Genomic DNA, 13,049 nt, shown 5'->3' on the forward strand with positions numbered 1-13,049 from the left:
GCCGAGAAGTGGCCTGCATTGCCCACACCCGAGACCTCGACGATGGTTGCCGAACAGAGGGTGTGACGCGGCACCGTTCACGACTATCCACCGACCGGTGGCCCGCATTCACACGAATGCGGGCCACCCACGCCTCAGGCGGGGGTGTTGCGGTGACGTTGGAGGCGACGGACGACGGGGTAACCCGTGACCACCCCGAGGACGATACCGATTTGCATGAGCATCCAGAACGCAGCGTCGGTGGCCGGTGGCATGGTCTCGGTGTAGTACAGCAGCAGCATCCAGCCACCCATCCCGAGGTCGAACGCCAGTACGGTCAGTGCAGCGACGCCGAGCGCAGCCACGACAGAACGCCGAATGGATTGCCTGCGTACCGACTACCGGTGTGATGGCCGAACGCTCGTATACGAAGAGCATGATCGTGGCCAGTATGGCGATGACGATGATCATCACCCAAAGAACACTCTGTCCGCACGAGATTCGACGTCGGCAAGGACGGAAGCGACATCATCGAGAAGATTGTGGGCATCTCTGCGCGCGCGTAATCCGCGTTCGTAGTAGCCGGAGTCGAGGACGCCCGCCGATGCAGGCTCTGGTGCGACGTTCGATTCTGGGTGCCGCTCCCGCATCCGAGGGCGGTGTTCCGGTCAGTGCCCAGGGTCATGCCGTAGCACCGGTGCGGCACATCTCGTTGCATACCGTAGGGGGGTATGGTAAATCTGTAAGTGGGTCGCGACGACCTCGATCACATTCCGAATCGAAGAAAGAAGGGCATCGATGAACACCACCGTCACCGTCACCGGAATGACCTGCGGGCACTGCGTCTCCTCGGTCCGAGAGGAGATCAGCGGCATCCCCGGTGTGACCGCCGTGAATGTCGACCTCGCGAGCGGCCGAGTCGATATCGACTCGGACACCCCGATCGAGCAGACGGCCATCGCCCACGCAGTCGACGAGGCCGGCTACCAGCTCGCCTCCTGATCGACACCAGACCCGGACAGGAGATTCGCACGATGAACGCATCATCGAAGTTCGTCGGATTCACCATCGCCCTAGCCGCGGTCTTCGGGCTCGCCTTCGGAGCCGGGGACGCCTTCGGCCCCGAAGGTGCCGCACCACCCGACACACACGACACCTCGACTCACGACGCCGCCGCGGTGTCCACTGCGGGCGGGCCCGTCGCCAATCAGAGACCTGGAGGATTGATGGTCACCGACAGCAGATACGCCGCGGTGCCCGCCGCCTCGGAGCCGATGCCCGCCGGGCACGGACACTGACACACCACCACACCCCGAGAGGAGCGACGATGAATCCCGTCACGCACCACCCCACCGCCGACGGCCGGGTCGAACTCGACATCAGTGGTATGACCTGCGCCTCCTGCGCGAACCGGATCGAGAAAAAGCTCAACAAGCTCGACGGTGTCACCGCGACGGTGAACTACGCCACCGAAAAAGCACGCGTCGACTACGTCGGTGATGTCTCGACCGAGGATCTCGTGGGCACCGTCGAGCAGGCCGGCTACACCGCCACGGTCCCCGCGCCCGCCGCCTCCTCCACCGACCCCGACGCGGCCGGGCCAGCCGAGATCGACCCCACCGCCTCGCTGCGCCAACGCCTGCTCATATCGCTGGTGCTCAGCGTGCCGGTGATCGCGATGGCCATGGTTCCGGTACTGCAGTTCACCAACTGGCAGTGGCTTTCCCTGACCCTCGCCGCACCCGTGGTGGTGTGGGGGGCATGGCCGTTCCACAAGGCCGCCTTCACCAATCTGCGGCACGCCACCTCAACGATGGACACCCTGATCTCGATGGGCACCATCGCAGCACTGGGGTGGTCGTTGTATGCCCTGTTCTGGGGCACCGCCGGAACGGCCGGCATGACACACCCGTTCGAGCTGACCATCTCCCGCTCCGACGGGGCCGGCAACATCTACCTCGAGGCCGCAGCCGGAGTCACCACCTTCATCCTCGCCGGCCGCTACTTCGAAGCACGCTCCAAGCGACGCGCCGGTGCCGCCCTGCGTGCCCTGCTCGAGCTCGGTGCCAAGGAAGTCTCCGTCCTGCGCGAGGGTGTCGAACAGCGCATCCCCACCGATCAACTCATCGTCGGTGACGAGTTCGTCGTCCGCCCCGGGGAGAAGATCGCCACCGACGGCGTGGTCGCCGACGGCTCTTCCGCGGTCGACAATTCGATGTTGACCGGCGAATCCGTGCCCGTCGAGGTAGGACCCGATGATCTGGTCGTCGGCGCGACGGTCAACGTCGGTGGCCGAATCGTGGTCCGGGCGACCCGCATCGGCTCGGACACCCAGCTCGCACAGATGGCGAAACTCGTCGAAGACGCTCAGACCGGTAAAGCCCAAGCTCAGCGTCTGGCCGACAAGATCTCCGGAGTCTTCGTCCCGATCGTGATCGCCCTTGCCGCGGCGACACTCGGCTTCTGGATCGGCACCGGCGGTGGGATCGCGGCCGCGTTCACCGCAGCCGTCGCCGTCCTGATCATCGCCTGCCCGTGTGCCCTCGGCCTGGCCACCCCGACCGCGCTGATGGTCGGCACCGGCCGCGGCGCTCAGCTCGGCATCCTGATCAAGGGTCCCGAAGTGCTCGAATCGACCCGCCGTGTCGACACCGTGGTACTCGACAAGACCGGCACCGTCACCACCGGCAAGATGACTCTGCTCGACGTGATCACCGCCGACGGCGAGGACACCGCGCAGGTGCTGCGCCTGGCCGGTGCACTCGAAGATTCGTCCGAGCACCCCATCGCCCAGGCCATCGCCAAAGGTGCCCGCGAGAAGGTCGGAGCCCTGCCACCGGTGGAGCAGTTTATAAATATCGAAGGCCTCGGGGTGCAGGGCATAGTCGACGACCACGCAATGATCGTCGGACGGGCCCGCCTCCTCGCCGACCGGGCGCAGCAGCTGCCGGACGAACTCGAAAGTGCGATGCGTGCAGCCGAATCCGAGGGCAAGACCGCCGTCGCAGTCGGTTGGGACGGTCGGGCTCGCGGAGTACTGGTCGTCGCCGACGCGGTCAAACCCACCTCCGCCGAGGCGATCGAGCAGCTGCGGGGCCTGGGTTTGACGCCGATCATGCTCACCGGCGACAACGCAGCCGCCGCGCGTGCCATCGCCGACCAGGTCGGCATCCACGAAGTGATCGCGGAGGTGCTGCCCGCAGACAAGGTGGACGTCGTCAAAAGGCTGCAGGAGCAGGGCAAGGTAGTGGCGATGGTCGGCGACGGCGTGAACGACGCCGCCGCGTTGGCGCAGGCCGACCTCGGTCTGGCGATGGGCACCGGTACCGACGTTGCGATCGAAGCCAGCGATCTGACGTTGGTGCGCGGTGATCTGCGCGCAGCAGCGGATGCTATCCGCCTGTCCCGCCGAACGTTGGGCACCATCAAGGGCAACTTGTTCTGGGCGTTCGCCTACAACGTGGCCGCCCTCCCCTTGGCTGCGGCCGGGCTGCTCAATCCGATGCTGGCCGGTGCAGCGATGGCGTTCTCGTCGGTGTTCGTGGTCAGCAACAGCTTGCGGTTGCGCCGGTTCAAGTCCCTCACCGGATAACCGCGCGGGTAGAACAAGCACCCAAAAGGCTGGGGTGGGCGTGGCATGCAGGCGCGCCACCCCACCCCACCGCTACAACCCCGATGCAGCCTACGAAAGGAGAGGGCCATGTCCTTCGTGACAACGACCTTGGTGCAGATCACCCGGCACCCGGCGACCCGAGCGGTGGCCCGCTGCGCGGTGATGTGCGCTGCGGCGGCGGCCCAGCGACGACTCGACGGACCGACCCTCTCGCGCCATACCCCGGGCGGGCATAATCGAGGATGCTCGGCATGACACTCGGATTCCAGGAGGACACCATGGCCACTCCCGCGGCCGCGCAGGCACCCGCCGAGACCGACGGCCATGATCACGCCGCGCACGGCTACATCACCGAAAAGGACGCCTACCTCAAACGCCTCAAGCGCATCGAAGGCCAGGCCCGAGGACTGCAGCGCATGGTCGAGGAAGACAAGTACTGCATCGACATCCTCACCCAGGTCTCGGCGATGACCAAAGCCTTGCAGGCGGTGGCCATGGGCCTGCTCGAAGCTCACATCAGCCACTGCGTGGTCGACGCCGCCATCGCCGGCGGTCCCCAAGCCGACGCGAAGATCAAAGAGGCCACCGACGCGATCTCACGGCTCGTCCGCTCCTGAGCACCGGCAGTGCGAAGCCATTCCTCGCCGTCCACTCCCGCGTGCTTGTCGGAAACCTCGGCGAGGCGGCGCAGGCAGAGACCGTCATGACCGAAACCGTATCGGCGATTCTGCGCGATCGCCGAGTCCTCGCCACCGTGGCAGCGCTGGCAATACTGGCAGTGGCTGCCGCCCTCGTACCCCGCCCGTCGATCATTGTGGTGCGCGAGTGGGCGGAGTCGATGGGCCCGTCGTTCGTGGTGGTGTTCTTTCTGACCCAGGCGGTGTTGACGATTGCCCCGGTACCGCGCACGGTGTTCACCCTCAGCGCCGGACTGTTGTTCGGTCCCGCCACCGGGGTCGCCGTCACGATCGCCGCCACAACTGTCAGCGCTGTGCTGGCGTTGCTGCTGGTGCGCGCGCTCGGGCGCACCGCGGTGCAGGAGCGGCTGACGAATCCTGCGGTCAAGTCCATCGATGCCCGGTTGGCTCGGCGGGGGTGGCTGGCCGTCGGGTCCTTGCGGCTCATTGCCCCGGCACCGTTCGCCCTGGTCAACTACTGCTCCGGACTCTCCGCGGTGCGCCTGCTGCCCTACACGACGGCCACTGTCGTGGGGATTCTGCCCGGTACGATCGCCGCGGTGCTGTTCGGGGACGCTTTGACCGGGCGAACGAATCCGGCATTGATAGTGGTGACGTCGGCCTGCGTGGCCGCCGGGGTGGCAGGATTGCTGGCCGACGCCCGCCTGCCGGTGTCGCAGGCACAGCCCAACACCGCAGATGGCGCATCGAGAAGCGGTCGCCTTCGTCGTCTGTTGCTGCCGGACCGCGGATAGGACGTGGCGAGAAATCCTACAATTTTGCTGCGCCTGCACCGCCAAAGCCAGCGGAGTTGCCGAACTCCTGACCTACGCGAGAAGTAGGGCACGCGCGTTCCCCGCGGATTCGCAGTCGAAGAGCCCACACCATCACCCCCACCGACATCACTCCGATTACGGGCTGCACGGGTGCCCATAGATCCAGAGCACCGCTCACCCCGACCGCCACCACTACCAGTTTGTTGCATATCGGACATCCGACTGCCAACAACGACAACGCATTCGCACTGACCCCTACACGGGAAGAAACCGACGACGCCAGCCCAGTGCTCACGTATGTCGCAAGAATGAGGCCACTGAGAACTGCGGTGGCAATCCACACCGGATAGTTCCACCACAACACCGGGGTCATTCGAACGTAGAACGCAGTGTGGATGATCCCGGTGGGGATCGCCACGACCAGCGCGGCCACCGTCGCGCCCAGTAACGCGGCCACCCAACGCCGCGCCGGCCAGTCACGCATCGTCACAGTCGTCATCCCTCTCCCGGTCAGCGGATACCACCCCACCATCTACTATGAATGATAGTAGTTTGCAGGTGCGGTGAGTCGGCGTCAATCGACGCCGACTCGCCGCCCATACGGCACAGGCGTCGAGCGTCGACGCGAGCCTCAGCCGACCGTGAGGAACCGTCTACGACTGCCGATACCCGACAATGGTGACCGGCGAGGCCGGACACAGTCCCATGCGGCTCTCGCCGCGCTCCGTTTCCTTCGCTGGTGACGCAGGGAACCCACACCGACCCCAGAGGATTTCTTCTGTGCATTCTTTTTCAGGCCCGACGCGGCGTGTCCGCGCTACCCTGATCGCCTCGATCATCGTTGTTGCCGCGGCATTTTCGGTAAATGCTCCAGCTTCGGCGGACCCTGCTGCACCCCCGGTGAACGCATCCGAAGCCGTACGACAACTCGCTGAACTCAATGCGACCGCCTTCACTCTCACCGAGAGCATGTACGCCGCGCAGGACACCCTCGATCGTCGCCGCGGCGAACTGAGTACCGCAGTTCAATTCGCCCACGAGACCTCGGCGGCGGCTCGGGAAGCCGAAGTGGCCGCATCTGCCAACCGTCGAGCACTGGCCACAGCTGTCGACGCCGCGTACAAAGGTGTACCGCAATCCCCTCTCGGGGCCGTTCTGGTCGCGGACAGCCCACAGCAACTACTCGATCAGATGGTGTTGTTGGACCGGATCCTCGCCGATCGAGCCGCTGCACTCGCCGACTCGACACAGATCGACGACGAAGCGCGAGACCAGCTCGAACAAGCCCGGCAAGCACAGGCGTCCGCTGCGGTAGCCGAGGCGGACGCCGCACGTACACAACGCGACCTCGAGCAACGCCAGACCGACCTGGCCGATCAGATCGCCAAAATCACCGACCAATTCGCCGCCCTCACCGATGCGGATCGAGCTGCCATCGTCAGCCCCGGCACCACGAATCCTTCCGAGCTACCCGCCGCCGTCTCGGCTGCGAGTGGAACATCAGCGGAGGCGATGCGCATCGCCCTCGACCAACTCGGCAAACCCTATTCCTGGGGAGCTACCGGGCCGGGGTCCTTCGATTGCTCCGGACTGATCTACTTCGCCTACAAACAACTGGGACTGACCGTTCCACGCGTGGCCGCAGACCAAGCACGAGCGGGCACACCTGTCTCCCGCGAATCAGTGCAACCGGGTGACTTCATCTCTCTCTACTCACCGATCGGACACATCGGGATCTACATCGGCGACGGGAAATACGTCAACGCCCCCACCGGCGGCGACGTCGTCAAAGTCGCGCCCGTTCCCTGGGATGAAGTGACCGCAATCAACCGGCCCATCGCCACCTGATTCGATGTCCACGGTCCGGACGCCGCGACTGCGAGGAGACCGGATGCCCGTGTGGCAGACCGGTAAGATCGAACCGGTGAGGACTTCAGCCACGGAACCTATGAACCAGAAGTGGCTCCTAGGTGCTGTTTGCGCTTCGATAGTGCTGTTCGGAGTCCTTCTCATGCATTCTGCGCCGATGTCGTTCGCAACGGCGACGAGTATCGGCGAACACTCGATGACCTCGACGGTGAGCGCTCCACCTGCCGTCGACGAGCATTCGGGAGCATCATCTGCGACAGCATCGGAGAGTGGTTCCGCAGCACACTGCGGGAACGGCTGTGGCGATCACAGCTCGGTCATGCATCTGTGTCTGGCTATCATCGGTGCTGTCGCGGCGTTGGCCGTCTTACGGGCAATCGTTGTGGGCTTCGCCGGTTCTCTCGTCCACGCTGCGCGGCTGTCGGCAGTTCGTCGTCGAACCGGGCACCCGCCGCCCTGGACCATTTTCACTCTCTCCGAATTGTCTGTGCTTCGGATCTGACAGGTGACTCACCGTTGTGTGAGACACAGATGTCGACGGGTCAGTGTGCCTGTCGATCCGAACCACCCCACCATAATTTCAGGAGTTTGTTATGCGTTCGAATCGATCTACCCGTTTCACGATCGCGATAACGGCGGCTTCCGCTGTCGCCGCCGCAGTTCTCGCTGGCTGCAGCAGTAACGACGGCGAAATGAACATGCCCGGCATGTCGAGCAGCGATACACCGGCCTCGTCGTCCTCCGAGAATTCCGCCGAAGCATCGGCCGAATTCAACGATGCCGATGTCACGTTCGTCGAAGGGATGTACCCCCACCATGCACAAGCGGTGGAGATGGCTTCACTTGTCGACGGCCGAACCGAGAATGCTCAGGTCATCGAGCTGGCCCAGGCCATCGAAGCAGCTCAAGCACCGGAGATGGAGCAGATGAATGCCCTGCTCACCGCATGGGGACAGCCCGCAGCGTCCGCCGACATGGGCGGAATGGACATGGGCGGAATGGACATGGGCGGTATGGACATGGGGAGCGGTGGCATGACCGGCATGATGAGCCAGGAAGACATGGACATGTTGTCGGCCGCTAACGGAGCGGAGTTCGACTCCATGTGGCTCACCATGATGATCGAGCACCACAAGGGGGCAATCGAGATGGCTCAGATCGAGTTGGCCGACGGCTCCAATGCTGATGCCAAGGAGCTTGCCTCCACAATCATCGATGCGCAGCAGAGCGAAATCTCCACAATGGAAAGTTTGCTCGCCCAGTAACTCTCAATTCTGGGAACTATCAACCGTAGGGCGGGGCTCGGCTAATACCGAGCCCCGCCCTTCGGTTTCGAAGGACCTGGCCCTTTTAGCTGCCACACCGATCAACACGGCCCCGGAAACATGCCCTCCCCTGCTGATGCACCCGCCTGCGGGGTCCTTGGGACACGCAGATCCGCGGTAGGGACAGGGGGCGGCTCTCGGATCGGGTCGTCGCGGCCCGGCGGGGGCGCGCCGTCGACAGAGAGTGGGTTCGATACCACCGGCACTGGCAGTTGGGGAGGCGTGGTCTTGCACGTGCGGCTGCTCGGTTTCCTTCTCAGATGGGTAATACAACCGAACTGACGAATTCATTGCGTATCCAGGCAATGAACAGACCCCACACCCCCGTCAGCAGGGCGACACCGACGGCGATCATGATCACTCCGCCTGCCACTTTGATTCTCTGCGAGTTCCGCCGTAGCCAGCCGACACCGCGCATCGCCGAACTCGAGCCGAACGCGAGGACCACGAACGGTAGACCGAGTCCCAGACAGTAGGCGACGATGAGAGTGACGCCGCGCGCTGCGGTTGCGCCTTCAGTGCCAGCGGCAACGGACAACACCCCGGCGAGCGTGGGGCCAAGGCACGGCGTCCAGCCGAGCGCGAACACGCCACCGAGCAGCGGCGCTCCAGCAAGAGACGAGATGGTTTGCGGCGCGAATCGAGTGTCGCGTTGGAATGCGGGAATGAACCCGATGAACGTCAAGCCCATGATGATCGTGATGGCACCGCCGACCTGCTGAAGCACCTGTTCGTTGATGCGCAGGGTGCCGATGACCCCGAAAATCGAGGCGGTGGCGAGGACGAAGACGATGGTGAAGCCGGCGACGAACAACCCCGCTGCACCTGCCACGCGCCAGCGGCTTGCCAGCTTCGGCGGTGCTTCACCAGTCGAGGCGGCGGCGAGCGACGGCACGTCGGCACCTGCGATGCCCGCCAGGTACGACAGGTAGCCCGGCACCAGGGGCACCACGCACGGTGACGCGAACGAGACCAGCCCGGCGAGCATACATGCGGCGATCGCCAGTACCAGAGGTCCGCTCGATGCCAGATTTTGGAACGTCGAGCCAACGCCGCCTTGGGCAAGAAGAACAGTCATTCGTCTGCTATCCGTTCGACGACAGGGAGCAGGTCTTCGGCGAGGAGGGCACGCATGAACACTGCCGCCACCCGGTGCTCTCGATCGAGTACCAGCGTCGAGGGAATCACGCTGGTCGGGTAGTTCCCGCCGAGGGCGATCAGCGTCCGCATCGAGGGGTCGTAGATCGAGGCGTAGGAGACATTGTTGTCGACAACGAAGTCCTGCGCTTTGTCCTTCTGCGGATCTCGAACATTGATACCGAGGAACTGCACACCGCGCTCGCGGGTTGCTTCGTAGACCTCTTCGAGGTCGTCGGCTTCGCCGCGGCAGGGGCCGCACCACTGACCCCAGAGATTGATCACGACCACCTCGCCGTCATAGTCCGACAGAGCGGTGTTCTTACCTTCCTCCATCAGATCGGGTCCGGCGAGTTCACCGATGGTTCCGCGCGTTTCGGGGGGATCGTAGACGATGTCGGTTTGACCACCGGGTGCAACGAAATCGAAGCTACCTCCGGAGGGCACGGCGTCGGCGCCTGCGGAACATCCGGAGACCAGGAGTACAACGGCAAGGATGGATGCCGTTGCCGTGGCGGGCAGACTGCTCTGTTCGCGTGTGCGAGCCCCCGTAGGGCGGCCGAGTCTCATGAAGTCGACGCCTTTGCTGCAGTACGGATCTGCGCCGATGTCTCGAACATCGTGGGATCGGTGACGCGGTCGATGCCCCAGTCTTGGCCGGTGACGAAGCTCGGGGCACTGTGACTTCCCTCTCCGGAATGCACTACGGACACGAGGCAGTCAGTTGATTCGGATCGTGGTCGTGGCTCCTGGATCCTGGTCCGGTCGATACCCGGTCGGCAACACCGGCCGGGTCGACGCGGGATTGACGCGACCGGTGCCGCATGACCTCGCCGAAGCACAGGGCGGCGGCTAGCAGGCGACATCAGTTCAAACCCGCGTACGAATGCAGTCCGGAGACCACCATGTTGATGATGAACAGGTTGAACAGCATGGCCACGAATCCGGCGATGTTGATCCACGCGGCCCGGGTGTCACGCCACCCGCTGGTGGCCCGGGCGTGCAGGTACGCGGCGTAGATGATCCACGCGATGAATGAGACCGTCTCTTTCGGGTCCCAGCCCCAGAACCGACCCCACGCGGCCTCGGCCCAGATCGCGCCGAGGATGACACCGATTCCGAACAGGGGAAACGCGAAGATGGTGGTCTTGTACGCCAGCACGTCGAGCGAGTGCGCCGAGGGGAGACGAGCGACGATCCGGCCCACTCTGCTGTCGGGGACGGCGTTGTTGTTGGGATATCGGATCCGGATCAGGAACAATGTGCTGGCTGCACCGGAGATCAGGAACACCCCGCTGCCGAGCGAGACGACGGAGACGTGCACGGGGAGCCAATACGACTGCAAGGCTGGTACGACGGGCGCCGCGTTGGCATAGAGCACAGTTCCGGCAATGAAGAGCAGGATCAAGGTCGGCACGAGGACGAACAACCATAGTGTGCGCAGTTGCTCCGAGCGCAGCACGATCAGTCCGGCAAGTATGCCGGCCGCGCATGTGACGGAGACGAATTCGTACATGTTTCCCCACGGCGGGCGGCCAGTGGCGATCCCGCGCAGGACGATCGACCCGATATGCAAAGTGAGTGCGAGCATTACCAGGGCGAGTCCCGTGCGGCCCAGGCGTTCGGACGGGGCTCTTCGCTCGGGGACCGGCACGTATCCCGGTGTCGATGATGTCGCTGCGATCAGTTGCGGATGCAGACTCGAGGCCCGGCTCAGAGTCGCTGTTCGTGTCGTTGCGAGTTGTGCGATGAACAGGATCGCGGCGAGAAGGTAGACCACGAAGGCGGTCTCGAAACTGATGTCGCTCCAGCGGGCGAGGTTGTCGTCGATCGGCATGGCGCTACACCGTTTCTGTATCGAGGGTCTCGGAGTGGTTCTTTGTCCGCGGCGTCCAGATTTCGGTGCGGAGGGTCTCGAATTCGGGTCCCCATCCGGCGTGATCGGTACGGGCGAGCCCGCCCATCTCCACGCTCGATCGGCCTGTTTCGGCCGGGAGTACACGGAACCAGACTCGACGTCGCTTGATCACCAGCGAGACCAACAGTCCGGTCATCATCGTGATCGCGAACACGAGCACCCACAACTGTGCGGGGTCGTATCCGACCTGCAGGTTGGCGAACTCCTTGGCGCCGTTGAATCGAATGTTGGTGCCGTCGGTGAGGGTCGTCGATTCACCGGGACGCAGGTTCACCCGATCCTGCTTGACAAGTCGGCCCTGGTTGATCATCTCCTGGTCCAGGGAGAAGATCGACTGGGGTATGCCGGTGTCGAGGCCGGTATCTCCTTTGTAGATATCCACTGCCACAGCAGGATCGACCAAGTCCGGGAAGCGGGAGGAGAGCAGGGTTCCGTTGAATTGCGCAGTGGGAGCGAAGAGGCCTTCGATGGCGATCTGGCCGCGGCGTCGCTCATCGGCGGTGGCATAGGTCCCGCCGGGTGGATCGAAACGCAACGCCCCGCTACTCAGGAACGTGGTGGCGTCGTCGGGCCGGAACTGCAGGGCCTCGGTTCGACTCTGACCGTCGGGGAAGGTCACGGTGAATTCCGGGGCGTATCCGTGGCCGGTGAGGTAGATGCGTTCATCTCCGAGCCGGAGGGGTTCGTTGACTTTGAGTTGATAGTCGCGCCAGGTGTCTGCGGCGATGTCGTCGGCGGACTGGTAGGAGATGTTCGAGGTGAACATCTCTGCCTGGCCGTTCTCAAGGTAGTCGGCGTTGAAGTCCTTGACTCTGATGCAGAACGGCTCCAGCCCGGTTCCGTCGGTGCTGTTGCCGGCCCGGAAGGAGTCGTAGATGGCGGGCGAGGTGTTGCAGAAACCGGGCCCGTTGTCGGCGATGACGATGACCGATCCTTCGTAACCGAAGAGCTTGCCGATGGCGATGGCCGCGAGCAGACCGATCAGCGAGAAATGAAAAAGTAGGTTTCCCGCTTCGCGGGTATAGCCCTTCTCGGCGGAGAGGGTGAGCGCCCCATCGGGCTCGGGCCTAACGGCAGTACGCCACCCTCTCAAGTGGGGCGCGATGTCGTCGATGACGGTTTTCGGGCTACCGGCGAGAGCGCCCGAATGATGAAGCGGTAGTCGCGAAAGGTTTCGGGGTACGCGAACTGGCTGTGCGCGAAGGGCTTTACCGTGTTCGATCATTCGGGGAGTCAGGCAGCCGATCAACGACACAAACAGTAGGACGTAGATGGCGGTGAACCAGAAGCTTCCGAATACGTCGAACAATTCCAGCGTGTCCATGACGGCCCCGAGAGCCGGGCGCGCTGCGATGTAGGAATCAACCGCCTGGGTGTTGAGATTGCGCTGTGGCAGCAGGGCGCCTGGGATTGCTGCGATAGCGAGCAAAAACAGCAGCACCAGTGCCGTTCGCATCGAGGTCAGTTGCCGCCACCTGTTGCGCACCGCAGCGATTGCTCTGCGTAACCGTCCCTGCGATGTGAGCGCCGGGGTTTGATCAGCTGTCACACCGCCACACCCTTTCGACGATTGCATCTCAATTACTATGCAACATAGTAGTTGATGGGCCGTGTGCAGTTGTGTGCGGTAGTCGCCTCATATGGAGGTCGGCCTGTCAACGACGGCATGGTGAAGCGGTGGCACGCACCGTCGTGTGTGCCACCGCTTCCTGTTGCCGGGATGGTGATCGATGCGAGTGGGAGGTGAGCGTGTCG

General features: G+C 63.9%; 17 protein-coding genes. 10 read left to right on the plus strand and 7 right to left on the minus strand.

Translation table 11 applies throughout. The annotated features are described in order from the left end of the window. Positions 1-134 precede the first annotated feature (134 nt). Positions 135-359 carry a DUF4396 domain-containing protein gene (locus KVY23_RS22370; protein ID WP_094648397.1) on the minus strand — a complete coding sequence of 75 codons (225 nt, stop codon included), beginning with the start codon at positions 357-359 and terminating at the stop codon, positions 135-137. 418 nt (positions 360-777) lie between these two features. On the opposite strand from KVY23_RS22370, the gene KVY23_RS22375 reads away from it, so the two are divergent. From KVY23_RS22375 to KVY23_RS22400, 6 genes are all read left to right on the plus strand, one after another. Next, the gene (locus tag KVY23_RS22375; protein ID WP_032375705.1) at positions 778-981 is read left to right on the plus strand and encodes a heavy-metal-associated domain-containing protein; all 204 of its coding nucleotides are present in this window, start codon (positions 778-780) and stop codon (positions 979-981) included. Positions 982-1,013: 32 nt separating this feature from the next. Beyond that, positions 1,014-1,277 carry a hypothetical protein gene (locus KVY23_RS22380; protein ID WP_032375704.1) on the plus strand — a complete coding sequence of 88 codons (264 nt, stop codon included), beginning with the start codon at positions 1,014-1,016 and terminating at the stop codon, positions 1,275-1,277. Positions 1,278-1,306: 29 nt separating this feature from the next. After that, entirely contained in the window at positions 1,307-3,571 is a 2,265-nt protein-coding gene (locus KVY23_RS22385; RefSeq protein ID WP_032375703.1) for a cation-translocating P-type ATPase, read from the plus strand. Between the two features lie 108 nt (positions 3,572-3,679). Next, complete coding sequence (locus KVY23_RS22390) at positions 3,680-3,847, plus strand: hypothetical protein (RefSeq protein WP_155288777.1); 168 nt, start codon at positions 3,680-3,682, stop codon at positions 3,845-3,847. Between the two features lie 23 nt (positions 3,848-3,870). After that, positions 3,871-4,209 carry a metal-sensitive transcriptional regulator gene (locus KVY23_RS22395; protein WP_032375786.1) on the plus strand — a complete coding sequence of 113 codons (339 nt, stop codon included), beginning with the start codon at positions 3,871-3,873 and terminating at the stop codon, positions 4,207-4,209. An 86-nt stretch (positions 4,210-4,295) separates the two neighbouring features. After that, entirely contained in the window at positions 4,296-5,024 is a 729-nt protein-coding gene (locus KVY23_RS22400) for a TVP38/TMEM64 family protein (protein WP_045841173.1), read from the plus strand. A gap of 16 nt (positions 5,025-5,040) precedes the next feature. Here the strand turns inward: KVY23_RS22400 and KVY23_RS22405 are convergent, their stop codons facing one another. Further along, entirely contained in the window at positions 5,041-5,544 is a 504-nt protein-coding gene (locus tag KVY23_RS22405; RefSeq protein ID WP_176457804.1) for a hypothetical protein, read from the minus strand. Positions 5,545-5,825: 281 nt separating this feature from the next. Here KVY23_RS22405 and KVY23_RS25215 point away from each other — a divergent pair, with 281 nt between their 5' ends. The 3 genes from KVY23_RS25215 to KVY23_RS22415 all read left to right on the plus strand — a co-directional run bounded on the left by KVY23_RS25215 (position 5,826) and on the right by KVY23_RS22415 (position 8,179). Continuing rightward, complete coding sequence (locus KVY23_RS25215; protein ID WP_206511183.1) at positions 5,826-6,893, plus strand: NlpC/P60 family protein; 1,068 nt, start codon at positions 5,826-5,828, stop codon at positions 6,891-6,893. A gap of 100 nt (positions 6,894-6,993) precedes the next feature. Continuing rightward, on the plus strand, positions 6,994-7,416 hold the full coding sequence (locus KVY23_RS25315; protein ID WP_353806439.1) for a DUF6153 family protein: 423 nt from the start codon (positions 6,994-6,996) through the stop codon (positions 7,414-7,416). Between the two features lie 91 nt (positions 7,417-7,507). Beyond that, a complete protein-coding gene (locus KVY23_RS22415) occupies positions 7,508-8,179 on the plus strand; it encodes a DUF305 domain-containing protein (RefSeq protein ID WP_032375701.1) in 672 nt (223 codons plus the stop codon). Between the two features lie 316 nt (positions 8,180-8,495). Here KVY23_RS22415 and KVY23_RS22420 read toward each other — a convergent pair whose 3' ends face one another. From KVY23_RS22420 to KVY23_RS22430, 3 genes are read right to left on the minus strand one after another with little or no spacing between them, the layout of a single operon-like run. Next, complete coding sequence (locus tag KVY23_RS22420; protein ID WP_032375700.1) at positions 8,496-9,317, minus strand: cytochrome c biogenesis CcdA family protein; 822 nt, start codon at positions 9,315-9,317, stop codon at positions 8,496-8,498. Beyond that, complete coding sequence (locus KVY23_RS22425; RefSeq protein ID WP_080736598.1) at positions 9,314-9,946, minus strand: TlpA disulfide reductase family protein; 633 nt, start codon at positions 9,944-9,946, stop codon at positions 9,314-9,316. The genes KVY23_RS22420 and KVY23_RS22425 overlap by 4 nt, the downstream gene beginning before the upstream one ends. Beyond that, positions 9,943-10,089 carry a hypothetical protein gene (locus KVY23_RS22430; protein ID WP_155288776.1) on the minus strand — a complete coding sequence of 49 codons (147 nt, stop codon included), beginning with the start codon at positions 10,087-10,089 and terminating at the stop codon, positions 9,943-9,945. The genes KVY23_RS22425 and KVY23_RS22430 overlap by 4 nt, the downstream gene beginning before the upstream one ends. An 11-nt stretch (positions 10,090-10,100) precedes the next feature. Here KVY23_RS22430 and KVY23_RS22435 point away from each other — a divergent pair, with 11 nt between their 5' ends. Beyond that, positions 10,101-10,232, plus strand: a complete 132-nt coding sequence (locus KVY23_RS22435; RefSeq protein ID WP_080733457.1) for a DUF3703 domain-containing protein — start codon at positions 10,101-10,103, stop codon at positions 10,230-10,232. 9 nt (positions 10,233-10,241) lie between these two features. Here the strand turns inward: KVY23_RS22435 and ccsB are convergent, their stop codons facing one another. Both ccsB and KVY23_RS22445 read right to left on the minus strand, forming a co-directional pair. Beyond that, entirely contained in the window at positions 10,242-11,213 is a 972-nt protein-coding gene (gene ccsB, locus KVY23_RS22440) for a c-type cytochrome biogenesis protein CcsB (RefSeq protein WP_032375699.1), read from the minus strand. A gap of 4 nt (positions 11,214-11,217) precedes the next feature. Beyond that, positions 11,218-12,870 (minus strand): cytochrome c biogenesis protein ResB, encoded by a 1,653-nt coding sequence (locus KVY23_RS22445; protein ID WP_052061714.1) that lies wholly within the window; start codon positions 12,868-12,870, stop codon positions 11,218-11,220. Positions 12,871-13,049 lie beyond the last annotated feature (179 nt).

It is taken from the genome of Rhodococcus sp. I2R (genome assembly GCF_020889545.1).
Classification (GTDB): domain Bacteria; phylum Actinomycetota; class Actinomycetes; order Mycobacteriales; family Mycobacteriaceae; genus Rhodococcoides.

Excerpts from the sequence above, each read along its gene's own strand:
- KVY23_RS22395 (WP_032375786.1), top strand. The coding sequence starts at position 3,871 with ATGGCCACTCCCGCGGCCGCGCAGGCACCCGCCGAGACCGACGGCCAT.
- KVY23_RS25315 (WP_353806439.1), top strand. The coding sequence starts at position 6,994 with ATGAACCAGAAGTGGCTCCTAGGTGCTGTTTGCGCTTCGATAGTGCTG.
- KVY23_RS22380 (WP_032375704.1), top strand. The coding sequence starts at position 1,014 with ATGAACGCATCATCGAAGTTCGTCGGATTCACCATCGCCCTAGCCGCG.
- KVY23_RS22415 (WP_032375701.1), top strand. The coding sequence starts at position 7,508 with ATGCGTTCGAATCGATCTACCCGTTTCACGATCGCGATAACGGCGGCT.
- KVY23_RS22375 (WP_032375705.1), top strand. The coding sequence starts at position 778 with ATGAACACCACCGTCACCGTCACCGGAATGACCTGCGGGCACTGCGTC.
- KVY23_RS22420 (WP_032375700.1), bottom strand. The coding sequence starts at position 9,317 with ATGACTGTTCTTCTTGCCCAAGGCGGCGTTGGCTCGACGTTCCAAAAT.
- KVY23_RS22390 (WP_155288777.1), top strand. The coding sequence starts at position 3,680 with ATGTCCTTCGTGACAACGACCTTGGTGCAGATCACCCGGCACCCGGCG.
- ccsB (WP_032375699.1), bottom strand. The coding sequence starts at position 11,213 with ATGCCGATCGACGACAACCTCGCCCGCTGGAGCGACATCAGTTTCGAG.
- KVY23_RS22405 (WP_176457804.1), bottom strand. The coding sequence starts at position 5,544 with ATGACGACTGTGACGATGCGTGACTGGCCGGCGCGGCGTTGGGTGGCC.
- KVY23_RS22385 (WP_032375703.1), top strand. The coding sequence starts at position 1,307 with ATGAATCCCGTCACGCACCACCCCACCGCCGACGGCCGGGTCGAACTC.
- KVY23_RS22445 (WP_052061714.1), bottom strand. The coding sequence starts at position 12,870 with ATGCAATCGTCGAAAGGGTGTGGCGGTGTGACAGCTGATCAAACCCCG.
- KVY23_RS22400 (WP_045841173.1), top strand. The coding sequence starts at position 4,296 with ATGACCGAAACCGTATCGGCGATTCTGCGCGATCGCCGAGTCCTCGCC.
- KVY23_RS22425 (WP_080736598.1), bottom strand. The coding sequence starts at position 9,946 with ATGAGACTCGGCCGCCCTACGGGGGCTCGCACACGCGAACAGAGCAGT.